The organism is Microbispora sp. H10670 (assembly GCF_014161385.1).
Classification (GTDB): Bacteria; Actinomycetota; Actinomycetes; order Streptosporangiales; family Streptosporangiaceae; genus Microbispora; species Microbispora triticiradicis.
Genome location: NZ_JABBWW010000023.1, coordinates 1 through 23,869 on the forward strand (window position 1 = coordinate 1; position 23,869 = coordinate 23,869).

Consider the following 23,869-nt stretch of genomic DNA (forward strand, 5'->3'; position numbering starts at 1 on the left):
CGAACCAAACAAGGCCTGTCCAAGAAGGAGATCATCCGCTGCCTCAAACGCTACGTCGCCCGAGAGCTCTACCGGATCATCACAGCGAACGATCAACAAGTCGCCGCTTGACATCCATAGGAGCATCATCCGCGGCCCGGCCCGAAAGGTAGGGTCGGGAGACGTGCCATCGATTCCGCAGCCCCTGCGCCCCGACGACGAGGGCGGCGCCGACGCGGCCGTGGCGGCGGCGCTGTCGGCGTTCGAGGCCGGTACGGCGACCGCCGCCGACGTCCTGGCGGCGCTCGCCGGGACCCGGCTGCTGGTGCCCGTGGTCGCTCTGCTGACCGAGTCGGAGGTCGGCGAGCACGGCCTGCGCCAGGAGAAGGAGAGCGAGATGGCCCTCCCCAAACTGGTGGGTAAGGACGGCCGTGAGGCGGTGCTCGCCTTCACCGGCGCCGAGCCGATGCGCCGGTGGCGGGCGGACGCCCGGCCGGTGCAGGCGACCGCCCCCCAGGTGTGCCAGGCCGCACGCCACGAGAACGCCGCCGCCGTGGTCGTGGACGTGGCCGGGCCGGTCCCCTTCGTGATCGAGGGCGGCATGCTGCACGCTCTCGCGACAGTGGAGGAGGCGAGGCGCGACGCCGGCGCCGTCGACCGCCTCACCAGGGAGGTGCCGGACGCGACGGTCGCCCGGATCGGCGCCGGTGAGGACGCACCCCGCCGCCGATGGTGGAACCGCCGCCGCGCCTGACTCGGCAGCGCGGGGCTCACCCGCCGCGCCTGGCCCCACAGCGCGGGGCTCACCCGCCGCGCCTGACTCGGCAGCGCCGGGCTCACGCGCCACGCCTGGTCGCCTCTGGTTCTCCACAGGAGAGCGGCCGTCCACAGGGCCGTGCTCGGACCATGCGGGTCCGGCGCACGGGCGTTAGGGTCGGCCGCGTGTCCCTCCCCGTCATCGTCGCCGCCGCCGTCCTCGGCCTTGTCGCGGGCGCGTACGCCCGGGCGTTCGCCACGGGCTTCGACACGCGGCCCGAGGCGAGGGGCGGGGTGGAGCCGGGCGGCCACAGGGCCGAGGTGGTTCGCGCGTTCGCGTCGGCGGTGCGCGCGGCGCCGCTGCCCCGCCCGCCGTACCTGCTCGAAGGCGTGACCGCGCTGGCCGCGGCGCTGGCCGCCTGGCGGGTCCACGACGGCTGGGTCCTGGCCGCCTGGTCGTACGCCGTGGTGGCCGGCGCCGCGCTCGCGGAGATCGACCGGAGGACCTGGCGGCTGCCCGACGCGATCACGCTGCCGTCGTACCCGATCCTGGTGGTCCTGCTCGCGCCGTCGGGCCGCCTGCTGCCGGCCCTGGCGTCGGGGTGCGCGCTCGGGGCCGTCTACGCCGTGCTGTGGTTCATCCGCCCGGCCGGTCTCGGGCTCGGCGACGTCAAGCTGGCCGGGCTGATCGGCCTGCTGACCGGCGCGCTCGGCACGCAGTCCGTGATCGTCGCAGGGATGGCCGGGCAGGTGCTCGGCGCGCTGTACGCCGTGGGACTGCTCCTGGCGCGCAGGGCCACCCGGACGACCGAGTTCCCGTTCGGCCCGTTCATGCTCGCGGGCGCGCTGGTCGCGCTGTGTCTCACGAACGGGGCATGAAGAGCCGTGTCCGGCGCGCGGTCTCTGACGAATCCGGCCCGATCAACTGTGAACGACGTACCGGGCCGGGTGGGCCTGGCCTGATGTGCGGGGATGCGCACACGGGTGTCGGGGTGACGCCGCAGTCGGGCGCACATGGAAGACTGGTCGTCATGCTGCGCTGGTTGACCGCCGGGGAGTCACACGGCCCCGAGCTTCTCGCGATCCTGGAAGGCCTCCCCGCCGGAGTGTCGGTGACCACCGCCGACCTCGACGAGGCGCTGCGCCGCCGCCGTCTCGGATACGGCCGCGGGGCACGGATGAAGTTCGAGCAGGACGTGGTGACGATCTCCGGAGGCGTACGGCACGGCCGCACGCTCGGATCGCCCGTCGCCATCCGCATCGGCAACACCGAATGGCCGAAGTGGGAGACCGTGATGGCCGCCGACCCGGTGGACCCGGCCGTCCTGGAGGGTCAGGCGCGCAACGCGCCGCGGTCCCGGCCCCGTCCCGGCCACGCCGACCTCGCGGGCATGCAGAAGTACGGCTTCGACGACGCGCGGCCGGTGCTCGACCGGGCCAGCGCGCGTGAGACGGCCGCCCGCGTGGCGCTGGGCCAGGTCGCCCGTTCCTTCCTCAAGCAGGCTCTCGGCGTCGACATCGTCAGCCACGTGGTCTCGATCGGCGAGGCCGTCACGCGCCGCGACGTGATCCCCGGCCCGGCCGACCTGGAGGCGGTGGACGCCGACCCGGTGCGCTGCCTCGACCCGGACGGGAGCGCGGCGATGATCGCCGAGATCGACAAGGCGCACAAGGACGGCGACACCCTCGGCGGGGTGGTCGAGGTCGTCGCCTACGGCCTGCCGCCGGGCCTCGGCAGCTACACGCACTGGGACCGGCGCCTCGACGCCCGTCTCGCCGCCGCGCTGATGGGCATCCAGGCGATCAAGGGCGTCGCGGTCGGCGACGGCTTCGAGACCGCCCGCCGCCCCGGTTCCCGGGCCCACGACGAGATCGAGAACACCGCCGAGGGCGTCCGCCGGATCACCAACCGGGCCGGCGGCGTCGAGGGCGGCATGACCAACGGCGAGCCGTTGCGGGTCAGCGCGGCGATGAAGCCGATCTCCACGGTGCCCCGGGCGCTCGCCACGGTCGACGTGCTGACCGGCGAGGCGGCCAAGGCCCACCACGAGCGCTCGGACGTGTGCGCCGTCCCGGCCGCCGGGATCGTCGCCGAGGCCATGGTCGCGCTGGTGCTCGCGGACGCGGCGGTCGAGAAGTTCGGCGGCGACTCCGTCGAAGAGGTGGCGCGCAACCTGGCGGGCTACCTGTCCTCCCTGGTGATCAAGTAATAAGGTCAGTGATCATGCAATCGGCGTCCAACGGCCCGGCCGCGGTCCTCATCGGCCCGCCAGGTTCGGGCAAGTCAACGGTCGGTCGGCTCCTCGCGGACCGTCTCGGCCTGCCGTTCCGCGACACCGACGCCGACGTCGAGGCCGCCGCGGGCAAGACCGTCAGCGACGTGTTCGTGGAGGACGGCGAGGAGCGGTTCCGCGAGCTGGAGGCGGAGGCCGTGCGGTCCGCGCTGGCCGATCATCCCGGGGTGCTCGCGCTCGGGGGCGGCGCGATCCTGCACGAGGCCACCCAGGAGCTGCTGGCCGGCCACCGGGTCGTCTACCTCCAGGTCGGGCTCGACCAGGCGGTCAGGCGGGTCGGCCTCGCCTCGGCCCGGCCGCTGCTCGTGCTGAACCCCCGCAGCCGCCTGCGGACGCTGATGGAGGAGCGCCGCCCGATCTACGAGCGGCTCGCCGCGGTCGTCGTGAAGACCGACGACCGCGAGCCGGAGGACGTCGTGGCCGAGATCGAGGGGGCGCTGTGACCGCGACCCGCATCACCGTCGGCGGTGAGAGCCCCTACGACGTCGTGGTCGGCGCCGGAGTGCTGCCGGAGCTGCCGGGCCTGCTCGACCCGAAGGTCCGCACGGTCGCCGTCATCCACCCCGCCGGGCTGCCGGAGATCGCCCGGCCCGTTCGCGAGGCGCTGGAGGCCGCCGGGCTGGAGGTCCTCTCGCTGCCCGTGCCGGACGGCGAGGAGGCCAAGACGGTGCACGTCGCGGCCGAGCTGTGGTCGGCCTTCGGCCGGTACGGCATCACCCGGTCCGACGCGGTCGTCGGAGTCGGCGGGGGAGCGACCACCGACCTGGCCGGGTTCGCGGCGGCGACGTGGCTGCGCGGGGTGCAGGTCGTCCAGGTGCCGACCACGCTGCTGGCGATGGTCGACGCGGCCGTCGGCGGCAAGACCGGCATCAACACCCCCGAGGGCAAGAACCTGGTCGGGTCCTTCCACCCGCCCAAGGGCGTGCTGTGCGACCTCGCCATGCTGACGAGCGTGCCGCGCGACGACTACGTCGCGGGACTCGCGGAGATCATCAAGGGTGGGTTCATCGCCGATCCGACGATCCTGCTGCTCGTCGAGGACGATCCCGCCGGCGCCCGCACCCCCGAGGGCGAGCACACCCGGGAGCTGGTCGAGCGCAAGATCCGGGTGAAGGCCGACGTCGTGGGCGCCGACCTGCGGGAGAGCGGCCTGCGGGAGATCCTCAACTACGGTCACACCCTCGCCCACGCCATCGAGCGGGTCGAGGACTACCACATCAGGCATGGCGAGGCGGTGGCCATCGGGCTCGTCTACGCCGCCGAGCTGTCCCGGCTCGACGGCCGGGTCGGCCGCGACCTCGTGGACCGGACGCGCTCCATCCTGGAGTCGGTCGGGCTGCCCACCACCTACCGGGCCGCGGCCTGGCCGCGCCTGCGCGAGCACATGCGGGTGGACAAGAAGGCCAGGGGAGCCGTGCTGCGGTTCGTCGTGCTCGACGACGTCGCGAGACCGGCCCGCCTGGAGAACCCCTCCGAGGAGCTCCTGGAGGCGGCGTACCAGGAGGTGGCCCGATGAGGCCGGTGCTCGTCCTGAACGGCCCCAACCTGGGGCGCCTCGGCAGCCGGGAGCCCGACGTCTACGGCGCGCAGACCTTCGAGGACCTGTCGGCCCTGTGCCGCGACGCCGGCCGCGAGCTGGGCCTGTCGGTCGAGGTCAGGCAGACCGACGACGAGGCCGAGCTGGTCGGCTGGATCCACGAGGCCGCCGACAGCAAGACCCCGGTGGTGCTCAACCCCGCCGCGTTCACGCACTACTCCTACGCCCTGCGCGACGCGATCGCGCAGCGTACGGCGCCGCTGGTGGAGGTGCACATCTCCAACCCGAACGCGCGGGAGGAGTTCCGCCACACCTCGGTCGTGGCGGCGGTGGCCACCGGGACGATCGCGGGGTTCGGCATGCGGTCGTACGAGCTGGCGCTGCGTGCGATCGCCGAGATGGGCGAGTGACGAAAGAAGGGTCCATGGGGTACCGGTCGTACGTGGCGGTCGGAGACAGTTTCACCGAAGGGCTGGGCGACCCCCTCCCGGACGCGCCGCCTCCGGCGCCGGGGGAGGTGGTCCGCTACCGGGGGTGGGCCGACCGGGTCGCCGAGCGGCTCGCGGTGCTGGAGCCGGAGTTGCGTTACGCCAACCTGGCCGTGCGGGGGAAGCTGATCGACCAGATCGTCGCCGACCAGGTGCCCGTGGCCGTCGAGATGAAGCCCGACCTGATCAGCTTCTGCGCCGGCGGCAACGACCTCATCCGCCCCGGCAGCGATCCGGACCGGATGGCCAAGAAGGTCGCCGCGGCCGTACGCGACCTGCGGGCCACCGGCGCGGACGTCGTGCTCTTCACCGGCACCGACCCCCGCGACACGCCCATCATGCGGCGTGTGCGCGGCCGGTTCGCGATCTTCTACATGCACGTCCGCTCGATCGCCGACCTGTACGGCTGCCACCTGGTGGACATGTGGTCGATGCAGGGGCTGCGCGACTGGCGGGCCTGGAGCGGGGACCGGCTGCACATGAACGCCGAAGGCCACCGCCTGGTCGCGGCGAGGGTGCTGCACGTGCTCGGCCTGCCCGGCGAGGACGACTGGCGCAAGACCTGGCCGCCCCGGGAAGCGGTGAACCCGAGGGCCAAGCGCCAGGAGGACGTGCAGTGGCTCAGGGAGCACTTCGGCCCCTGGATCGGCCGGCGGCTCCGCGGCACCTCCTCGGGCGACGGCCTCGCCCCCAAGCGCCCCGATCTCAGCCCCCTGCCCCCGTCGACCACCTGACCGTGACGTCGAGGTGGCGGCGCGCGGGCTCGCGCGGCGGCGCGTTCCGGCGCGGGCGGGTGTGGCTGCTCGCGGCGCTCGTGGCTCTGCCGATCGCGGCGGCCGCCGTCGTGGCGGTGGCCTACCCCGCGGTCGCCGCCGCCACCTGCCCCGGCTGTTACGGACTGGAACGGCTGGCGGGGGACGTCTACGCGGAACAGGGCCTGCCGCCGTACCGGAAGCGGCAGGTGGTCTCGGCCGTGGAGGAGGCGGAGCGGCGCGTCCGCGACTTCTACGGAGACAGGCGGGCCTCTCCGCGGATCCTCGCCTGCCTCAGCGACCGCTGCTACCGGCGGATCGGCGGTGGCGGGGAGCGGGGCGTCGCCGTGCTGAACCGCGCGGTGATGCTGTCGCCCTCGGGCGTGGACCCGGTCATCGCCTCCCACGAGATGTCACACGTCGAACTGCACGCCCGGCTTGACTCGGGAGCAGAGGTGCCGCAGTGGTTCGACGAGGGCCTGGCCGTCCTGGTCTCCGGCGACCCGCGGTATCTCGCCCCCGAGACCGCGCCGGGCACCGCGCCCGACACCGTGCCCGACACCGTGCCCGACACCGTGCCCGACACCGCGCCGGGCACCGCGGCCGACCGCTGCCTCGTGAGCACGGACGCCCCGCTGCCCGCGACGCTGGACGCCTGGTTGCGGGCCGCCGGCGCCGACCGGACCACCTATGCCCGGGCGGCGTGCCGGGTGAGCCGATGGGTCGCCGCCAACGGCGGGCCGCACGTCGTGCTCGACCTCGTCCGGCGGCTCGACGCGGGCGAGACCTTCGGCGCCGTCACGGGGATGTGAGGGAGCGCCCGGCATCGCGGAGAGCGAGCGGCGGGGCTTGGGCCGCCGGTCCCGCTCTCGAACACCGTCCGCGCGTGCTTCGGGAGCGCTGCACGCGCGCGGGGGTGCCGGTGCGGGGGCAGAGGTGTTGTGCGGGCGGCGCTGGGTCCCGCTCGGAGGTCAGAGGTCGGCGGTCAGGCGGCGCAGGGCCTCGCGGACCTTTCCGGGGTCGGTGGTGCGCCAGTAGGGCGGCAGCGAGTTCAGCAGGAAGCCGCTGTAGCGGGCCGTGGCCAGCCGGGGATCGAGCACCGCGACGACGCCGCGGTCGTCCATCGAGCGCAGCAGGCGGCCCGCCCCCTGGGCCAGCAGCAGCGCGGCGTGCGTGGCCGCGACCGCCATGAAGCCGTTGCCTCCCTTGGCCGCGACGTGCCGCTGCCGCGCGGAGGCGAGCGGGTCGTCGGGGCGCGGGAACGGGATCCGGTCGATGATCACCAAAGTCAGCGACGGCCCTGGCACGTCGACGCCCTGCCACAGGGAGAGCGTGCCGAACAGGCAGGTGGCGGGGTCTCCGGCGAACTGCTTGACGAGCTGTCCGGTCGCGTCGTCGCCCTGGCAGAGCAGGGGCACGTCCAGCCGTTCGCGCAGCGCCTCCGTCGCGGCCTTGGCGGCCCGCATGGAGGAGAACAGGCCGAGCGTGCGCCCGCCCGCCGCCTCGATCAGCTCGGCGATCTCGTCGACGTACGCCTCCGGCAGGCCGTCGCGGCCGGGCTGGGGGAGATGCGTGGCGACGTAGAGGATGCCGCGGCGCGGGTGGTCGAACGGCGAGCCGACGTCCAGGCCGGTCCACTCGCCCGGCCGCAGGCCCCACTGCCGGGCCAGGCTGTCGAAGGTGCCGCCCAGTGCGAGCGTGGCGCTGGTGAGGACGACGGTCCGGTCGCCGAACAGCTTGTCCCGCAGCATGCCGCCCACCGACAGCGGCGCGACCCGCAGGGTGGGCGGGACGCGGCCGCGGCCCTCCTCCAGCCAGACGACCTCCGCCCGGTGGATCTCCTCGGCCTCCGCGTCGCCGCCCGCGCGGCCCGTGGGCCCTCCGGACGCCGCGGCCCCGGTGCCTGAGGACCGGGTGCCTGAGGACCGGGTGCCTGAGGACCGGGTGCCTGAGGACCCCGAGTCCGAGGCCCTGGAGTCCGGATCATCGGAGTCGTCGGCACTGAGGCCCGTGCCGGTCCCGCCGGCGGCCGGGCCGAACGCGTCGAGCATCCGCTGCGCGGTGTCGTGGACGTCGTCGAGCACGGTGAAGGCGGCCTTGCGCAGCCCGGCGTTCTCCGGGTCGTCCTTGTCCTTGTTGCGCGGCCCGAGCGCCGTGATGCACGCGAACGCGGCGTCCCGCACCAGAGAGAGCGTCAGCCCGAGCGACTGCGGCAGCGTGTCGACGCGGCCGGGCGGCGCGGCGCCCAGCAGGGCGCGCAGGTCCTCGCCCGCCTCCTGCAGCCGGTCGGCCACCCCCTGCTCGACGAGCCGTCCCGCCCGGCGCACCGCCAGGCTCACCGTGGCCTCGGACAGCTCGCCGGTGACCACGGAGGTGACCCGGTCGGCGAGCTCGTGCGCCTCGTCCACGACGACCACGTCGTGCTCGGGGAGGACGGCGAAGTCCTCCATCGCGTCGATCGCGAGCAGCGCGTGGTTGGTCACCACGACGTCGGCCTCGCCCGCCCGCTCCCGGGCGAGCTCGGCGAAGCAGTCGGCGCCGCTGGGGCAGCGCTGGGCGCCCAGGCACTCCCGGGCGGTCACCGAGAACTGCCGCCAGGCCTGGTCGCTGACCCCTGGCACGATCTCGTCGCGGTCTCCGGTCTCGGTCTCGTCGGCCCAGTCCTGGATCCGCTGCACCATCCGGCCGGTCGCGCTGACCTCGCGCGGGTCGAAGAGCTGGTCGTCCTCGTCCTCGGGCATGCCCGCCGCCGTCTTGTGGCGGCACAGGTAGTTGCGGCGCCCCTTGAGGATCGCGAACTCGGGACGGTGCGGCAGCAGGCCCTCCAGGGCGTCGGCCAGCCGGGGCAGGTCGCGGTCGACGAGCTGGCGCTGCAGCGCGATGGTGGCGGTGGACACCACCACGGCCTTCTTGCTCTCGGCCGCGTGCCTGATCGCGGGCACCAGGTAGGCCAGGGACTTGCCGGTGCCCGTGCCCGCCTGCACGGCCAGGTGCTCCTCGCTCTCGACGGCGTCGCGCACCGCCTGCGCCATCTTGACCTGGCCCGGGCGCTCGACGCCGCCCACCGCGGTCACCGCGGCGGTGAGGAGTTCTTCGACGGGCGGAAGCTCGGGACGGTCCTTTGGCACGGCAGAACGCTACCCCCTGCCACCGACATCTCGTGCGTGCCGCGTTCACCACATCCTGGCGTTCCAGGAACTCCCTCCCGGCCCGCATGGCACACTGGATACCAGTGCTCTCAAGGTCAACGGCGATCTTCCCAGTGAGGTCAAAGAGGACGAAGCGGATGTTGCGCCAGGGTTCCCGGGATCGAGTGGACGAAAAAGGGCTGGTAAAGGCACTATGACTGCCATGTCGGAAGTTGTCCCATTGCCATCGTTCGGCGAGGTGTTCTTCGACGCACGGGGTCAGGACCGCGTGCTCAGGGTCACCTGGCACGACGGCACGCTGGTGCTGAGTCTGTGGCGGGGCGAGATGTGCACGGCCAGTTTCCGTATGCCCATGGACGACGTGGGACGTCTGATCGACACCCTGGACGACGGGTTCGCGGAGGAGGACGTCCCGGACCAGGACGCCGGCACCGGGCCCTTCCCCCGGCAGGCGCCCGACCAGGACGGCTACGCCGCCGCCGGCCGGGAGGCATACCCGGCGCACGCCCAGCGGCAGGAGCAGGAGGCCCAGAGCCGGGACGCCTATCCGGCCCAGGACCCCTACGCGGCCCCGGACCCGTACACCGCTCAGGCCCAGGACCCCTATCCCGCCCACGACCCGTACGCCGCCCCGGTCAGGGACGCGTACGGCGCGCAGGCCGCGGACGCCTACCCCGCCCAGGACCCGTACCCCGCTCAGGACCCCTATGCCGCGCAGGCGCAGGACGCCTACCCGGCGCAGGCCGCCGACCCTTACGGCACCCGGCCGCAGGACGGCTACGCGGCCCAGGCCCAGGACGGCTACGCCACGCCGCCCGACGGGTACGCCGCCGGTCAGGCCGGAGACGGCTACGCCACCCGCGATCCGTACACCGCCGACGATCCGTACGCCACGCCGCAGCGCTCCTACGGCCAGGCCCAGGACGGCTACGGCGCCGCCCACGACGCGTACGCGCGGGGCGAGAACGGGTACGCCGCGCCGGACGCCCACCGGGGACACGACGCGGGCTACCCCGAGCAGCCCACCCGCGGCGACTACCGGAGCACTTACCAGAGCACCTACGAGGGTGACTACCAGGGCGACTACGAGTATCCGGACTTCCCCGGCACAGGGCAGTACGCCCGCCCGCCGGTGCCGCCGCCCGCCCCGGCCCCCGAGGCCCACCCCGCCCCGCCCGCGCTCGGCCCCAACGACGTGCTCGTCGCCCGGGGGACCCCCACGCAGGACCGCCTCGTCGCGTCCTCCGCGACCCAGACCGGGCCCCTGGCGGACCCCCGTCAGCAGCCCCCGGCGGTCGACCCGAACGATCCCCTCGGCATCGGCTCCGTCCGGCCGTACATGAACGAACCGCCGCTCTACCACACGGGCGAGCGGCTGCGGCCGGACCAGTGGCCGGCGGGCCAGGGCCCCGACCCGCAGGCGGAGCACGAGCGCCACGGAAGACGGCGTTCCGGGCGGACCACCGGGGAGAGCCCGGCCCAGTGGCCGGACGACGGCCAGGAGAACTGGGAGGACGCGCGGGGCTGGTAGGCCGACTTACGGGCCGGTGGTCTGCAGGGGTTCCAGCTGTAAGTAACCTCGTCCTCTGATGGACACCTCAACGGCACTGCAGTTCCTCCTTCTTCCCGCCGGCGCTCTCGCCGTCGCCGCCCTGGCCCGATGGCGGGACTGGTCGTCCCCGCTGCTCCTGGTCGTCGCCGGGCTGGCCGCCTCCTACCTGCCCGGCGTCCCCGACTACAGCCTGGACCCCCACATCGTCCTGCTGGTCTTCCTGCCGCCGATGCTCTACTCTGCGGCGCTGGACAGCTCCTATCTGCGGCTGCGCGACGCCGCCCGGCCCGTCGGGCTCCTCGCGGTCGGGCTCGTCCTGATGACCACCGTGGTGGTCGGGTTCGTCACGCACGCGATGGTGCCGCAGCTTCCCCTGGCCGCGGCCTTCGCGCTCGGCGCGATCATCGCGCCGCCCGACGCGGTGTCCGCGGTCGCCATCGGGCGCCGCCTCGGCCTGCCGCGGCGGGCGCTGACCATCCTGGTGGGCGAGAGCCTGTTCAACGACGCCACCGCGCTGACCGCCTACCGGGTCGCGCTGGGCGCCGTGGCCGGCACGGCCGGGGGAGTGCTGGACGTCGGCGGGCAGTTCCTCCTGGCCGCCGGGCTCGGCCTCGTCATCGGCCTCGCCATCGCGCGGATCGCGGGCCTCGTGCTGCGGCGGCTCGGCGACGCGCTGATCGCCAACGGCGTCTCGCTGCTCGTGCCGTACGCCGCCTATCTGGCGGCCGAGGCCGTGCACGCCTCCGGCGTGATCGCCGTGGTGATCGTCGGGATCTACCTGGGGCACGAGCTCAGCCGGAGCTCGTACGGCACGCGCCTGCTGTCCGGGGCGGTCTGGCGGGTGGCCGACCTGGTGCTGGAGTCCATCGTGTTCGCGCTGATCGGCCTGCAGCTGCGCCCGATCCTCGCCGGGCTGGACGGCCAGCCGCCCGCGCGGCTCGCGACGTACGCCGTCGTGCTGTTCCTGGTGGTCGTCCTCGTGCGGGCCGCCTGGGTGCCGCCCAGCACCTACCTCCCGCGGATGCTGTCGAAGCGGGTGCGCACCCGGGAGCCGAAGACGCCGTCGTGGCAGAACGTGGTGGTGACGAGCTGGGCGGGGATGCGCGGGGTGGTGTCGCTGGCCGCGGCCTTCGCCCTGCCCGAGGACTTCCCCCAGCGCAACCTGCTGCTGTTCCTGACGTTCGCCGTCGTCGTCGGCACCCTGATCGTGCAGGGCCTTTCGTTCCCCTGGCTGATCAGGAAGCTCGGGGTCTCCACCGCCAGGGAGCGGTACGCCGACGACCTGGCGGAGGCGGGCGCCCAGCAGGCCGCCGCGTCGGCGGCGCTGTCACGGCTGGAGGAGCTCACCTCCGACGGCGTGCGCGACGTCCACGAGGAGGTCGTCGACCAGTTGCGCACCCGCGCCGAGCGCCGGGCCATGCACGCCTGGGAACGGCTCGGCGGCGGCACCGGCGCGGAGGGCGAGGAGACGCCCGCCGCGCTCTACCGGCGGCTGCGCCGGGAGATGCTCGCCGCCGAGCGCGACGTGTTCGTACGGCTGCGCGACGAGCGCCGCATCGACGACGAGGTGCTCCACCGGGTGATGCAGGAACTCGACTTCGAGGAGGCGACGCTCGAACGCGGCTGAGCGGCTGCCGGCGGCTGCCGGGCTTACTGGCCGAGGCGCTGGTCCAGGTAGCACCAGCGCCAGTTCTCGCCCGGCTCGTAGGAGCGGACCACCGGGTGGGACGTCTCCTTGTAGTGGGCGGTGGCGTGCTTGCCGGGAGAGGAGTCACAGCAGCCGATGTGGCCGCAGGTCAGGCACTTGCGCAGGTGGACCCAGTGCATACCGAGGTTCAGGCACTCCTGACAGCCTTCCGGCGTGAGCGCGTCGGCCTCGGCGGTCACGAGCAGATGTTCACACGATCCCATGCCGCAGATGCTATGACCCCCACTCGACTGGCCCGGCCGCGTTCTCCTTCAAACCTCTACAAACCCGCCCCCGGAATCTGCATCCCCGGCCCGTAGGTTCCCGGCCATGACGGTCGACATCGGTGACTTCACGAACTGGTTGCGCGACTTCGAGGGCGCCGCGCTGCTCCGCCGTACGTGGGGCGACCCCGACTGGAGCCGGGGCGCGCGGCTGGACCCCGCCCTGGTGCGCAGCCTCCAGCGGTTCCAGGTGGGCGAGGACGGCGACGGGGCCTTCCTCACGGGCAAGGCCGCCCGGGCCGGGGACCCGGTGTACGCGGCCGCGGTCCGGCTGTTCATCGCGGAGGAGCGTGAACACGCACGCCTGCTGGCCCGGCTGATCGAGGCGGCGGGCGCGGCGACCCTCCCGGGCCACTGGACCGACGCCGTCTTCGTCCGGCTGCGGCGGCTCCTCGGGCTGCGCATGGAGTTGATGGTCCTCATGCTCGCCGAGGTGGTCGCGCTGGCCTACTACCGGGCCGTGCGCGACGGCGCCGATGATCCGCTGGCCGCCGAGGTCGCCGGCCGGATCCTCGCCGACGAGCTTCGCCACGTACCGTTCCACCGCGACCGGCTGCGGTGGTCCTTCCGGAGGTCGTCCCGGCTGACGCGGGCGGCGGCCGCGGCCCTGTGGTGGGCCCTGCTGGCCGGCGTGGTCGCCGTGGTCGTGGCCGACCACGGCGGGGCGCTGCGCGGGGTGGGGGTGCCGGGGGCCGTCTTCGTCCGGGAGGTGGCGGCGGGCTTCCGCGCCGTCGTCGCCGGCGTCATGTGGCCGCCCGCGCAGAGCGGCGCCGGAGACAGCGGCGTCGAACACCAAAGCGGCGCCGGACATCACAGCGGCACCGGACGGGCGGAGGGTGCGGGAACCGCCGCCGTGCGAAGCCGCGGCGATCGGGGGACGGTTGGGTAGGGTGATCGGTATGCGACTCCTCCCCCTCGCCGCCGCCTGCGCCGCCGCCGTCCTGCTCGCCTCGGGCTGCGCGACCGCGGACAAGGCCCAGTCGTGCGCCGAAGCGACGAAGGTGATCAGCCGCACGGTCAGCGAGATCGGCAAGGTCGCCGACGATCCCGCCGCGATGCGCAAGAAGATCGAGGACGGCGCCGCCGACCTGGAGGACATGGCGAACAAGGCCGCCGACACCAGCCTCAGGGACGCCCTGCAGGGACTGGCCGACAGCCTCCAGAAGCTGAACGTCGACGACGCCAACGCGGCGGTGGACGCGGCGCAGAGGGTGGCGACCGACGGCGCGAAGTACCTCCGCGAGGTCAGCGAGGCCTGCATCTGACCCGGCCGCCGGAGGGCCTGGCCAAGACATCCGGAATTAGCCACAACCCGGGAAATCTGCCGGAAAAGGGGCAGAATTAGCGTTCTCCTATGAGAGGGAACGAGAACGAGCCAGACCCCCGCTTCGTGCTCGCCAACGAGCGCACGTTCCTCACCTGGATCAGCACCGCTCTCGCACTGAGCGCGGGCGGCATCGCCATGGCGGTCGTGCCCGAAGGCGTCTTCGTCCCGTGGGTGCGCACGCTGCTCGCCGTCGTGCTCGTGCTGCTGTCCGCCCTGGCGGCGGGCTCGGCCTATCCCCGCTGGCGGCACATCGACCGCGCGCTGCGTGAGGACCGCGCGCTCCCGCCGCCCGCCCTGGCGCCCATGTTCGGGTACGGCGTGGCCGGGGTGGCCCTCCTCGCCCTGCTCCTCATCCTCGTGCCGAGGGTGCTCGCGTGACCACGTCCGGGGGCGGCGGTCCCAGGCCGGGCCTGCACGGCGAGCGGACCCGGCTGGCCTGGGTGCGGACGGCGGTCCTGATGTCGGGCTCCGGCATCGGGGCGGCGGGGGCGGCGGTGCGGGACGACCTGCCCGGCCTCGCCGTCCCCTTCGGGGTGGTGGCGCTCGCCGGCGCCGTCCTGCTCCTGCGCACCGGGCTGCGGCACCGCGCCCTGGAACGGGCGCTGCGGCACGGGCGCCCGCTCCGCTCCGGGCTGGACGCCCGCGTCGCCTGGGCCGGGGCGCTCGCCGCCGCGGCCGGAGCACTGGTCCTGGTGCTCCGCCTCGCCTGACGAGACCCCGGCCCGCGCGCCGGTGTTCAGTACCAGTTGTGGGACCGGAAGTGGCCCCACGCGCCGCACGGCGAGCCGTAACGGCCCTTGATGTACCGCAGCCCCCACCTGATCTGGGTCTGCGGGTTGAACCGCCAGTCCTGGGCGACGTAGCCCATCTTGTCGCCGGGCAGCGCCTGCGGGATGCCGTAGGCGCCGGAGCCGGAGTTGTAGGCCCGGTGGTCCCAGTTGCTCTCCCTGGTCCAGAGACTGTCCAGGCACTGGAACTCCTGGCCCGACCACGTGCGGCGGGTGACGAGCCGGAAGGCGTAGGCCTTGCTGAGCGCCTTCGCCGGCGCCCGGAACCTGGGCGCCTCGGGCGCCGCCCGCATCGTCCACACCCCGAGGTGCGTGACCTGACGGGCGTTCTGCCCGGCCGGCACTGCCGCCGACCCACCGGCCGACTCATTGGCCGACTCAGTGGTGGCCGACTCTCCGGCCCATGCGACGCCGCTCACGCCCCCGGTCAGGCTGCCGGTCACGCCACCGGTCAGGGCGGCCGCGACGACGGCGGCGACTGTGCTGCGTAGAACGCTGTTGCTGTCCAAATCGGTCCTTGTCATCGGGTCGCGTGCGGAAGGGGCGCGCGCCGGCGCCCTTCGCGGCCGTACGCCCGTGGCGCGGGCGTCGCCGTCCGCTCGGCCCGCACCGGATCACGAAGAGCTTCCGGGGGGCACCGCGACGGGTCCTCACGCGGATTGAAATACGGCGGCCCGCCCCGGCGGCGGCATTCGCGACACGCCGCGGACGGTTCTTTGCCGATCCGCCGCCCAACGCCGACCGTCTCCAGGGGCGCAGGTTAACCAGGGGCACCGGTCGGCCAGGGGGGCGGGACGACCGGGACGACACGGCGCGCATCAGGGGGCCCTGCGAGGCACGGCGGGGAAGACGGGACGTATGGTGCGGACATGAGCGTTCTCGAGATCCCCGTGAACACGATCGACGGCACGGCCACGACCATCGGCGGCCTGCTCGGCGGGCGGGCCGCACTGGTGGTCAACGTCGCCTCCAGATGCGGCCTCACCCCGCAGTACGGCGGCCTGGTCGCCCTCCAGCGGGCCTACGCCGACCGCGACTTCACCGTCGTCGGCGTGCCCTGCAACCAGTTCATGGGCCAGGAGCCCGGCTCGGCGGAGGAGATCGTGGAGTTCTGCTCCACGACATACGGCGTGGACTTCCCGCTGCTGGAGAAGACCGAGGTCAACGGCCCGGGACGGCACCCCCTCTTCGCCGAGCTCACGGCCGTCCCCGACGCCTCGGGGTCGGCGGGCGACGTGGAGTGGAACTTCGAGAAGTTCCTCGTCTCCGCCGACGGCGAGGTGGTCGCCCGGTTCCGCCCCCGTGTCGCGCCCGAGTCGCCGGAGATCGCCGAGGCGATCGAGAAGGTCGTCTCCTGACGGACGTCAGGAGGACCGGCGCGGCGCGACCCGGGGCCCGCAGCTCGCCCGTACGACGAGCCGCGTGGGCAGCGTGACCGCCGGAGGCCGGCGGCCCTGCCGCAGCACCAGTTCGGCGGCGCGGTACCCGATGTCCTGGGCGGGCTGGGCGATCACCGTCAGCGGCGGGGAGCACAGCTCCGCCCAGGGCACGTCGTCGAACATGATGAGCGACACGTCCCGGGGGATCCGCACGTCCAGCTCCCGGGCGGCCAGCACGGCCGCCTCGCCGAGCACGTTGCCGCCCGCGAGGACCGCCGTGACGTCCGAGTGGTGCTGCAGCAGCCCGGCGGCGGCCGCGTAGGCGGAGTCGCGGCTCGCCCGCGCGTGCACGACCAGGTCGCGGTCGACCGGCAGCCCCAGCGAGGCCGCCGCGCTCAGGAACGCGGTCACCCGCTGCGCCTGCCCGTGCCGGGCGAGGAACGCGATTCTGCGGTGGCCCAGCCCGGCGAGGTACTCCACCGCCGTGAGCACGCCCGCCCGGTCGTCGGGCACCACGCTCGGCACGTCGGTCCGCACCCGCCGGTCGGCGAACACGACGTTGAGCCCCGCCCGCAACGCGGGCGCCCACATGTCGCCGTCCCCCGACGGCACCGCGATGAGCCGGTCCATGCTCTGCTCGATCAGCGCGCCGATCAGCTCGGCCTCCCGCTCGGGGTCGTCGCCGGTGACGCCGATCGTCACGGGCTCGCCGTACGAGCGGGCGCACGACAGCACGCCGTCGGCCAGGCGCGCGTAGAAGCTGTCGGTGATGTCGGGGACCAGCAGCCCGACGCCGCCGGTCCGCTGGCGCCGCAGGTTGCGCCCGAGCGCGCTCGGCCGGTAGTCGAGCCTGGCCGCGGCGGCGTACACCTTCTCCCGGGTCTCGGGGCTCGCGGAGCCTCCTGACAGGACGCGTGACACGGTGGCCACCCCGACCCCCGCCGCCTCCGCCACTTCCTTGATCGTTATTCGCCGCTGCGCTGGACCACTCATGGAAACGATTCCATCATGATTCCACCCGGCATGTGACCGAAATCTTGACAATAGGCGGCATTTCACGGGACAGTCATGAAAACGTATCCACTTGCTCTTGACTCGCAAGCGCGAAGGACTGGCATGGCTTCTATCGTTCTGAACAGTGTCGACAAGATCTACGCGGGCGGGGTGAAGGCCGTCAACGGCCTCAACCTGGAGATCAAGGACGGCGAGTTCATGGTGCTGGTCGGCCCGTCGGGATGTGGCAAGTCCACCGCCCTGCGGATGATCGCCGGCCTGGAGGACATCAGCGGCGGCGAGATCGTCATCGGCGACCGCGTGGTGAACCACCTTCCGCCGAAGGACCGCGACATCGCGATGGTCTTCCAGAACTACGCGCTGTACCCCCACATGACGGTCGAGGAGAACCTCGCCTTCGGCCTCAAGCTGCGCAAGATGCCCAAGTCGGAGATCCAGAAGCGGGTCAACGACGCCGCCCGCATGCTCGGCCTGGAGCAGTACCTCAAGCGCAAGCCCGCCGCCCTGTCCGGTGGTCAGCGCCAGCGTGTCGCGATGGGCCGCGCCATCGTCCGCGAGCCCCAGGCCTTCCTGATGGACGAGCCGCTGTCCAACCTCGACGCCAAGCTCCGCGTCTCGATGCGCGCCTCGCTCAACCAGATGCACGAGCGCCTCGGCGTCACCACGGTGTACGTCACCCACGACCAGGTCGAGGCCATGACCCTCGGCGACCGCGTCTGCGTCCTGCGCGACGGCATTCTGCAGCAGGTCGACACCCCGCAGAACCTGTTCGACGACCCGGTCAACCTGTTCGTCGCCGGCTTCATGGGCTCCCCGGCCATGAACTTCGCCTACGCCGAGCTGGTCCGCGACAACGGCGGCGCGACCGTCGCCTTCGCCGGCTACCGCCTGCCCGTCCCCGACTCGACCTTCGCCGAGAAGCCGGGCCTCGACCGCTACATCGGCCGCAAGATCATTCTCGGCATCCGGCCCTCGGACTTCGAGGACTCCGGCTCCGCGAGCGGCAACGGCGCCGGCTGGGCGCACGTCCCGGTCAAGGCGACCGTCACCGAGGAGCTCGGCTCGGAGATCAACGTCCTGTTCACGATCGACGCCCCGCCGGTCGAGCACAAGGACACCGTGGCCGCCGCGAACGACGGCGACGACGAGGAGACGTCGCTGCCGCTCACCGGCGACAAGTCGCTGTGGACCGCCCGCGTCAACGCCCGCAGCCACGTCCGTCCCGGTCAGGACATCGAGCTCGTCGTCGACACCCACAACCTGCACTTCTTCGACGTCGACTCGGGCCTGTCCATCGGCCACGAGGCCAACATCGGCCGCTGAGGCCCCAGGCGCCGGGCTCTCAGGCCCGGCGCACGCCCTGACGCACGTCCCGGAGCACACCTCCGGGCGCGCCCCGCCGTCCGCCCCCGGCCCACCGCCGGGGGCGGACGCCGTAGAGCCAGGCTCCCAGCGCGACCGCCAGCGCGGGAACCAGCATCCCGGCCGTCATCGCCGCCGGGCCGCGTCCCGCGGCGAGCGCGACCGCCAGGCAGGTCAGGCCGAACCCGGCGAACAGCGCGGCGGACGGCCCGAGACGCACCCTCCCTCGCCCCCTGCCCCGCCTCCTGCCGTAGGGGAGGAACCCCAGGCAGGCGCCGGACAGGACCGCCGCGGGCACCGCGAGGGCCGGGTCGGCGAGCAGGAGCGCCGCGGCGGCGAGACCCGCCCCGGTGACGGCGGCGACCCCGGCGAGCGCGCCGCCGAGCCGGTCGAGCAGCGCGTGGGCGTTGGTCATCGCGACGATCCACATCACGCTGAGCGGACCGTCGGGCCAGTCGCCCGTCAGCGTGACCTGCACCCCGCACAGCACGACGCCGCCCGCCGCCACCGACTCCACGACCAGGCGGGTGGCGAGGGGCAGTGCGCCCACGTCCGCGATCAGGCCGAGCAGCGCCACCGCCGCGGCGGCCAGCAGGACCGCGCTCACCCGCCGGTCCGGCGGGCCGAGGGCCGCCGCCGTGGCGGCCACCGTGGCGCCCGCCGTCACCGCCGCGAGCGTCATCCCGCCCAGGCAGGGGATCGTACGGCGGACCGGGCGCAGGCCGGCGGCGAGCAGGCAGCCGGCGGCCCCGGCGAGCGCGGAGGCCAGAAGGGGCGTCACCGGCTGCCCACCTCCGACCGCGCCGCGCCGCGCAGCGTGCGGTAGAGCGCCTCGGTGTCGGCCACCAGCCGGTCCACGCCGAACGCCCGGCAGGTCCACGCGCGGGCCGACTCGCCCATCCGCCGGGTCAGGCCCGGATCCACCAGCAGCCGCACGAGGTGGTCGGCCATCTCGTCCGCGTCGGGCTCGGTGAGGAACCCCGTGCGGCGGTCCACGACGATCTCGGGCACGCTGCCCACCCGCGTGGCCACCGCGGGCAGCCCCGCCATGCCGGCCTCCACGAGCGAGAGCGGCGTGCCCTCGCTGTCGGAGGTGAGCAGCATGACGTCCGCCGCCGCGTACACCGTCTCGACGTCGCGCCGCCACCCGAGCAGGCGGAAGGAGTCCCACATCGGCATGACGGCCCGCTCCAGCTCCTCCTTGAGCTCGCCGCCGCCGCACACGAGGAACCGCGCGCCGGGCAGCCGCGCCAGGACCGCCCGGGCGACCTCCGCGAGCCGGTCCGGCCGCTTGGCCTTCTTCAGCCGCCCGACGTACGCCACGACCGGCGCGTCGAGAGGGACCCCCAGCGCGGCCCTCGCCCGCGCGCGGTCGGGAAGCGGGTCGAGACGGGTGCCCGGGGGGATGACCACGTACTGCTCGGGCCGGCCGATCCCGGCGGCGAGGAGGTCGTCGCGCACCCGCGCGCCGACCGTGACGATGCGGTCGGTCATGGACGCGAGGCGGCGCTCGGTGCGGGTGTAGACGGCCCGGCGGAGGCGCGAGAGCTGACCGTCCAGGAGATGACCGTGATAGGTGTGCACGCGCGCCGCGCCGGCGCCCGACAGGCGGGCCGCGAGGCGGCCCAGCGCGCCGGCCTTGGTGGTCCGTGTGTGCACGATGTGCGGCCGGAACTCGCGCATCGCGTTCGCCAGCCCGAACAGGGCGCGGTAGTCGTCGGCCGGTTTGATCGCCCGGCCGAGGCCCGGCACCCGGTGGACCGGGATCGTCGCGTCGCGAAGCTGCAGATGGTCGCCCTCGCCGCCGTCCACGTAGCCGGTGTAGAGCCGGTGGTCGAACTCCACCGGGCTGAGCCGCTCGCACAACCCCGTGACCTGGGTGGCGGGACCGCTCACGTTCATCCGGGCGATTATCTCCATGACACGAATCCGGTCGTCCGGTTTCATGCTGGCTCCTCCCTGATCATGTCGGAGAAGCTAGCCCGCCCGTCCCGTCGCGACCGGACGCCCAGACGCCGCCGGAAGAGACTTTTCCGTATCCGTACCCAAGCCTTACAGCGGTCCGTCCGGCAATCGCGGGGCGGGCGGCGCGGCCGCTCCTACAGTCGTCCCATGGCGGAGAAGCTGGTGGTCGTGGGCCAGGGCCCGGCCGGCCTGCCCCTCGCGACACGCGCCGCGGAGGCCGGGTTCCGCGTGGTCGGCCTCGACGAGGACGAGTGGCGGGTCAAGCGGCTGAACGCGGGGGAGCCCTGCGTGGAGGGCGTCGGCGCGGGCGAACTCGCCGCCGCGCACGCCTCCGGCCGCTACACGGCCAGCGCCGACGCCGCCGACGCGTCCGGGTTCGACTTCTGCGTGCTCACCGTCGCCGTGCGGATGCGGGACGGCGCGCCCGACCTCGGCCCGCTCGGCACGGCCGCCGGCCGCGTCGCCCCCTTCGTACGCCCGGGGGCGACCGTCGTGGTGGAGACCGCCGCCTACCCCGGAACCACCGAGGAGTTCGTCGGGCCGATCCTGGAACGCGGGTCGGGGCTGCGGGCGGGGGAGGACTTCCACCTCGGCCACAGCCCGCGCCGCGCCGAGCCCGGCGACCCCCGCTGGCGGATCGGCAACACGCCGAAGGTCGTGTCGGGCGTCGGCCCGGCCTCGCTGCGGGCCGTGACCTACCTCTACGGGCGGCTGGTGCGGGAGACCGTGCCGGTGTCGTCGCCCCGCGTGGCCGAGCTGTGCGCGCTGCTGGAGGGCGCCCGCGCGCATCTGGACGCCGCCCTGGCCAACGAGCTGGCGATCTTCGCCGGGCAGCTCGGCGTCGACGTGTGGGAGGCCGCCGAGGCCGCCGCCGGCACCCCGTACGGCCGACCCGGCGCGCGGCCGGGCCCGGGCCTGCCGGACTCGTGCCTGCCGGTCGACGTGTCGTACGTGCCGTGGGCGGTCAGGCACCGGGCCGGGCGCGGCTTCCGGCTGATCGAGGCGGCCAACGACGTCAACGCGAACATGCCGGCGTACGTGGTGGACCGGATCGGCCTCGCGCTCAACCGGCGCTGCCGCGCGGTCCGGGGCAGCCGGATCCTGCTGCTCGGCCTGACGCCCGTGGAGGTGGCGAAGTCGCTGTGCCGGCTGGGCGCCCGGGTGCGGGCCGCCGACCCCCGGGCCGCCGACTCCCGCGCCGGCGACCTGCTGGTGCCCGCGGGCGTCGAGGTCGTCGAGCCGGACGCCGCCGAACTGGCGCGCGCGGACGTGGTCGTGGTGCTCGGCGCGCCCGACTGCTACGACTACGACCTGGTCCAGCGGGCGAGCCGGTTCGTCTTCGACACCCGGGGCCGCTGCCGCGGCCCGAACGTCGAGCGGCTCTGAGTCACCGGTAGCGGACCCGCGCTATCCGGCCGAGCAGGTTGACCGGCAGCAGCCGGAGGAGTGCGACGACCGCCTTGTAGCGGGCCGACGGCACGCTCACCCACGCCCCCCGGGCGAGGTCGCGCATCGCGTCGGCGGCGACGCGGTCGGCCGACAGCCACGCGAAGGGCGGCAGATGGGACATGTCGAGCTGGGCCCGGCCGTGGAACTCCGTCCGCACGAACCCCGGGCACAGCGCCATCACCCGCACGCCGCGGCGGCCGACCAGGCCGGCCGCCGAGGTGCTGTAGTTCACCACCCACGACTTCGACGCGCCGTAGGTGCCTCCGGGGAGGAACGCCGCGACCGAGGCCACGTTGACGACCCCGCCGCGGCCCTTGGAGATCATGTACGGCAGGGCCGCCTGCGTCAGCCGCAGCACCGCCTCGCAGTGCAGCCGCAGCATCCGGACCTCGTCGTCGATCGGGGTGTCGAGGAAGCCGCCGGGATGCCCGAACCCGGCGTTGTTGACCAGCAGGTCCACCCCCGAGCGCAGCCGCTCCTCGGCGGCCGCGATCCCCTCCTCGGTGGCCAGGTCGGCGCGCAACGTCTCGGCCGTCACGCCGTACCGCTTGTGCAGCGCCTCGGCGGAGGCGGTCAGGCGCTCCTCGTCGCGGGCCACCAGGACGAGGGAGAACCCGTCGGCTGCCAGGCGCCGGGCGAAGGCGGCGCCGATCCCGGCGGTCGCGCCGGTGATGAGTGCGGTGGGCATGACGGCAGCGTACCCATCCCGCCGCCGCGCCGGGTCACGCGCGGGCGGTGCGGCAGATCAGCTTCTCCACCTGGGCGCTGAGCCGGGCCGCGCGGGGCCACCCGGCGTACAGGGTCAGGAACACGACGGTCTCGCGCAGTTCGGCCGGGGTCAGCTCGCCGGACCGCAGAGCGGTGTCGAGGTGGCGTTCCAGCGCGTCGTCCATGCCCTGGCCCACGAGGAGGCCCACCAGCAGCAGACGGCGTTCCCGGCACGTGAGGACCTGGCGGGACCACACCTCCGAGAACATGCGTTCCGCGAGCGCGCCGAAGAGGCCGTCCGGCCCTTGGCCGACGCCGTCCTCTCCGTGGGCCTGCTCCATGGCGTCCGGTCCCTCCGCGGTGAATCTGGCGGCATGCACTCAGGTTGTCGTGTTCCGGCCGCCGAGGTGTTACACCTTCCGCCGAAGAGATCTCGTTTCCGGACGGCCGTCCGATGGGCCGAGGGCCGCTTCCGGCCGCGCTCCGGTGGGTATCGCCATCCGTGACGCGCCGCCCTGCCGGCGGGCGGGTACGGAGCCGCGCAACCTCCATGTAACAGGAGGAGTACGGATCCGGGCAAGATTCGGTCTAGTTTTCCGAGGCGTCGCGGATCTACCGTGAGAAGAACGATTTGAGAACGGGCACTACTACCTCGTAGACCCGCAAAGCGGAGGTTGGGCCCTGGTGGAAAGACCGCGGGTAAGGACCGGGGTGGTGGTAACGGTCGCAGGGGCGGCGATGGCCGCCTCCGTGCTGTCCGGCTGTGCCGGCCCCCAGTACACGTACGTACACGACGACACGGGCGACACCTACTTCAAGGTCCCCGTCTCGTGGCGTCAGGTCGACCAGAAGACGATCGACGAACAGATTTTCGGCGGCACGGAGTCGGCCACCGCGCAGCTCGCGAAACAGGCCCTCTGGACGGCCGCGTTCGACGCCCACGACCAGCCGTCGATCCTGCACCTCGTCCGGGGCCCGGCGAGCGGCGAGGACAAACCCTTCGTGTTCGCCAAGGTGGAGAAGCTCACCGAGGACAAGCAGAACGCCGCGTCGCTCAATTTGCTGCGCGTGTCCCCGCCGATGCCGGTGCCGCTGACGGAGGACCAGCAGAAGGAGCTGGAGACGGAGGGCCTGTCCGGCTTCGAACTTCTGGACGACGAGGTGCTGCCCATCGTGGACGGGGTCAAGGGGGTCCACACCGTCTACAACTACCGGGTGGCGGAGGGGCCGGTGCAGACGTTCGACAAGACCGCCTACCTGTCCGCGGACGGGACGACGACCTCCACCCTTCTCATCCGCTGCTCGCCCGCGTGCTACCGCCAGCGGGCGGCGGAGATCGCCGCGATCGTCAAGTCCTTCAAGGTCAAGCGCATCATCAATCCGTGAAGGAGCCCCTCAT

26 protein-coding genes are annotated in these 23,869 nt (G+C 73.6%); 18 read left to right on the top strand and 8 right to left on the bottom strand.

Going from position 1 to position 23,869, the window contains the following annotated elements; translation table 11 throughout:
- Positions 1–163: 163 nt before the first annotated feature.
- The 8 genes from HHX33_RS26680 to HHX33_RS26715 all read left to right on the top strand — a co-directional run bounded on the left by HHX33_RS26680 (position 164) and on the right by HHX33_RS26715 (position 6,618).
- Complete coding sequence (locus HHX33_RS26680) at positions 164–733, top strand: SseB family protein (RefSeq protein ID WP_182877009.1); 570 nt, start codon at positions 164–166, stop codon at positions 731–733.
- A gap of 188 nt (positions 734–921) precedes the next feature.
- Positions 922–1,614: a prepilin peptidase gene (locus HHX33_RS26685; protein ID WP_182877010.1), complete on the top strand. Its 693-nt coding sequence runs from the start codon at positions 922–924 to the stop codon at positions 1,612–1,614.
- A 152-nt stretch (positions 1,615–1,766) separates the two neighbouring features.
- Positions 1,767–2,945, top strand: coding sequence for a chorismate synthase (aroC, locus tag HHX33_RS26690; RefSeq protein ID WP_220498867.1), 1,179 nt, complete (start codon positions 1,767–1,769; stop codon positions 2,943–2,945).
- A 14-nt stretch (positions 2,946–2,959) separates the two neighbouring features.
- Positions 2,960–3,472, top strand: a complete 513-nt coding sequence (locus HHX33_RS26695) for a shikimate kinase (RefSeq protein ID WP_117409525.1) — start codon at positions 2,960–2,962, stop codon at positions 3,470–3,472.
- Positions 3,469–4,545 carry a 3-dehydroquinate synthase gene (aroB, locus tag HHX33_RS26700; protein ID WP_182877011.1) on the top strand — a complete coding sequence of 359 codons (1,077 nt, stop codon included), beginning with the start codon at positions 3,469–3,471 and terminating at the stop codon, positions 4,543–4,545. Before HHX33_RS26695 ends, aroB begins: the two co-directional genes overlap by 4 nt.
- Positions 4,542–4,976 (top strand): type II 3-dehydroquinate dehydratase, encoded by a 435-nt coding sequence (gene aroQ / locus HHX33_RS26705; protein ID WP_117409488.1) that lies wholly within the window; start codon positions 4,542–4,544, stop codon positions 4,974–4,976. The genes aroB and aroQ overlap by 4 nt, the downstream gene beginning before the upstream one ends.
- Positions 4,977–4,990: 14 nt before the next feature.
- Positions 4,991–5,788 (top strand): SGNH/GDSL hydrolase family protein, encoded by a 798-nt coding sequence (locus HHX33_RS26710; RefSeq protein WP_182877012.1) that lies wholly within the window; start codon positions 4,991–4,993, stop codon positions 5,786–5,788.
- 2 nt (positions 5,789–5,790) lie between these two features.
- Positions 5,791–6,618 (top strand): hypothetical protein, encoded by an 828-nt coding sequence (locus tag HHX33_RS26715; RefSeq protein WP_220502231.1) that lies wholly within the window; start codon positions 5,791–5,793, stop codon positions 6,616–6,618.
- A 159-nt stretch (positions 6,619–6,777) separates the two neighbouring features.
- Here the strand turns inward: HHX33_RS26715 and HHX33_RS36520 are convergent, their stop codons facing one another.
- Complete coding sequence (locus HHX33_RS36520) at positions 6,778–8,934, bottom strand: ATP-dependent DNA helicase (RefSeq protein ID WP_182877013.1); 2,157 nt, start codon at positions 8,932–8,934, stop codon at positions 6,778–6,780.
- 223 nt (positions 8,935–9,157) lie between these two features.
- Between HHX33_RS36520 and HHX33_RS26725 the strand changes: the two genes are divergently transcribed.
- Together HHX33_RS26725 and HHX33_RS26730 are read left to right on the top strand one after the other, a co-directional pair.
- Positions 9,158–10,486 (top strand): hypothetical protein, encoded by a 1,329-nt coding sequence (locus HHX33_RS26725; RefSeq protein ID WP_182877014.1) that lies wholly within the window; start codon positions 9,158–9,160, stop codon positions 10,484–10,486.
- Between the two features lie 58 nt (positions 10,487–10,544).
- Positions 10,545–12,134: a Na+/H+ antiporter gene (locus HHX33_RS26730; protein ID WP_182877015.1), complete on the top strand. Its 1,590-nt coding sequence runs from the start codon at positions 10,545–10,547 to the stop codon at positions 12,132–12,134.
- A 23-nt stretch (positions 12,135–12,157) separates the two neighbouring features.
- On the opposite strand, the gene HHX33_RS26735 is transcribed toward HHX33_RS26730, so the two are convergent.
- Positions 12,158–12,418 carry a UBP-type zinc finger domain-containing protein gene (locus HHX33_RS26735; protein ID WP_117409483.1) on the bottom strand — a complete coding sequence of 87 codons (261 nt, stop codon included), beginning with the start codon at positions 12,416–12,418 and terminating at the stop codon, positions 12,158–12,160.
- Positions 12,419–12,524: 106 nt separating this feature from the next.
- Here HHX33_RS26735 and HHX33_RS26740 point away from each other — a divergent pair, with 106 nt between their 5' ends.
- The 4 genes from HHX33_RS26740 (at position 12,525) to HHX33_RS26755 (ending at position 14,515) form a co-directional block, all read left to right on the top strand.
- Positions 12,525–13,367, top strand: coding sequence for a ferritin-like domain-containing protein (locus HHX33_RS26740; protein ID WP_220502232.1), 843 nt, complete (start codon positions 12,525–12,527; stop codon positions 13,365–13,367).
- A gap of 10 nt (positions 13,368–13,377) precedes the next feature.
- Positions 13,378–13,743, top strand: a complete 366-nt coding sequence (locus HHX33_RS26745) for a hypothetical protein (RefSeq protein WP_117409523.1) — start codon at positions 13,378–13,380, stop codon at positions 13,741–13,743.
- 89 nt (positions 13,744–13,832) lie between these two features.
- Positions 13,833–14,183 carry a YidH family protein gene (locus HHX33_RS26750; protein WP_117409482.1) on the top strand — a complete coding sequence of 117 codons (351 nt, stop codon included), beginning with the start codon at positions 13,833–13,835 and terminating at the stop codon, positions 14,181–14,183.
- The gene (locus HHX33_RS26755) at positions 14,180–14,515 is read left to right on the top strand and encodes a DUF202 domain-containing protein (protein WP_182877016.1); all 336 of its coding nucleotides are present in this window, start codon (positions 14,180–14,182) and stop codon (positions 14,513–14,515) included. The genes HHX33_RS26750 and HHX33_RS26755 overlap by 4 nt, the downstream gene beginning before the upstream one ends.
- Before the next feature lie 26 nt (positions 14,516–14,541).
- On the opposite strand, the gene HHX33_RS26760 is transcribed toward HHX33_RS26755, so the two are convergent.
- Positions 14,542–15,102 carry a lytic transglycosylase domain-containing protein gene (locus HHX33_RS26760; RefSeq protein ID WP_182877017.1) on the bottom strand — a complete coding sequence of 187 codons (561 nt, stop codon included), beginning with the start codon at positions 15,100–15,102 and terminating at the stop codon, positions 14,542–14,544.
- A 360-nt stretch (positions 15,103–15,462) separates the two neighbouring features.
- Between HHX33_RS26760 and HHX33_RS26765 the strand changes: the two genes are divergently transcribed.
- Entirely contained in the window at positions 15,463–15,951 is a 489-nt protein-coding gene (locus tag HHX33_RS26765; RefSeq protein ID WP_117409481.1) for a glutathione peroxidase, read from the top strand.
- Between the two features lie 6 nt (positions 15,952–15,957).
- On the opposite strand, the gene HHX33_RS26770 is transcribed toward HHX33_RS26765, so the two are convergent.
- Complete coding sequence (locus HHX33_RS26770) at positions 15,958–16,965, bottom strand: LacI family DNA-binding transcriptional regulator (RefSeq protein ID WP_182877018.1); 1,008 nt, start codon at positions 16,963–16,965, stop codon at positions 15,958–15,960.
- Positions 16,966–17,088: 123 nt separating this feature from the next.
- Between HHX33_RS26770 and HHX33_RS26775 the strand changes: the two genes are divergently transcribed.
- The gene (locus HHX33_RS26775) at positions 17,089–18,309 is read left to right on the top strand and encodes an ABC transporter ATP-binding protein (RefSeq protein ID WP_182877019.1); all 1,221 of its coding nucleotides are present in this window, start codon (positions 17,089–17,091) and stop codon (positions 18,307–18,309) included.
- A 19-nt stretch (positions 18,310–18,328) separates the two neighbouring features.
- On the opposite strand, the gene HHX33_RS26780 is transcribed toward HHX33_RS26775, so the two are convergent.
- Both HHX33_RS26780 and HHX33_RS26785 read right to left on the bottom strand, forming a co-directional pair.
- Positions 18,329–19,129: a hypothetical protein gene (locus HHX33_RS26780; protein WP_182877020.1), complete on the bottom strand. Its 801-nt coding sequence runs from the start codon at positions 19,127–19,129 to the stop codon at positions 18,329–18,331.
- On the bottom strand, positions 19,126–20,295 hold the full coding sequence (locus HHX33_RS26785) for a glycosyltransferase (protein WP_182877021.1): 1,170 nt from the start codon (positions 20,293–20,295) through the stop codon (positions 19,126–19,128). Before HHX33_RS26785 ends, HHX33_RS26780 begins: the two co-directional genes overlap by 4 nt.
- Positions 20,296–20,460: 165 nt before the next feature.
- Between HHX33_RS26785 and HHX33_RS26790 the strand changes: the two genes are divergently transcribed.
- Positions 20,461–21,699, top strand: a complete 1,239-nt coding sequence (locus tag HHX33_RS26790; RefSeq protein ID WP_117409476.1) for a nucleotide sugar dehydrogenase — start codon at positions 20,461–20,463, stop codon at positions 21,697–21,699.
- 1 nt (position 21,700) lies between these two features.
- Here HHX33_RS26790 and HHX33_RS26795 read toward each other — a convergent pair whose 3' ends face one another.
- Positions 21,701–22,450 carry an SDR family NAD(P)-dependent oxidoreductase gene (locus tag HHX33_RS26795; RefSeq protein ID WP_182877022.1) on the bottom strand — a complete coding sequence of 250 codons (750 nt, stop codon included), beginning with the start codon at positions 22,448–22,450 and terminating at the stop codon, positions 21,701–21,703.
- Positions 22,451–22,484: 34 nt separating this feature from the next.
- On the bottom strand, positions 22,485–22,850 hold the full coding sequence (locus tag HHX33_RS26800) for a carboxymuconolactone decarboxylase family protein (protein WP_310741546.1): 366 nt from the start codon (positions 22,848–22,850) through the stop codon (positions 22,485–22,487).
- 334 nt (positions 22,851–23,184) lie between these two features.
- On the opposite strand from HHX33_RS26800, the gene HHX33_RS26805 reads away from it, so the two are divergent.
- Positions 23,185–23,856: a hypothetical protein gene (locus tag HHX33_RS26805; protein WP_182877023.1), complete on the top strand. Its 672-nt coding sequence runs from the start codon at positions 23,185–23,187 to the stop codon at positions 23,854–23,856.
- Positions 23,857–23,869 lie beyond the last annotated feature (13 nt).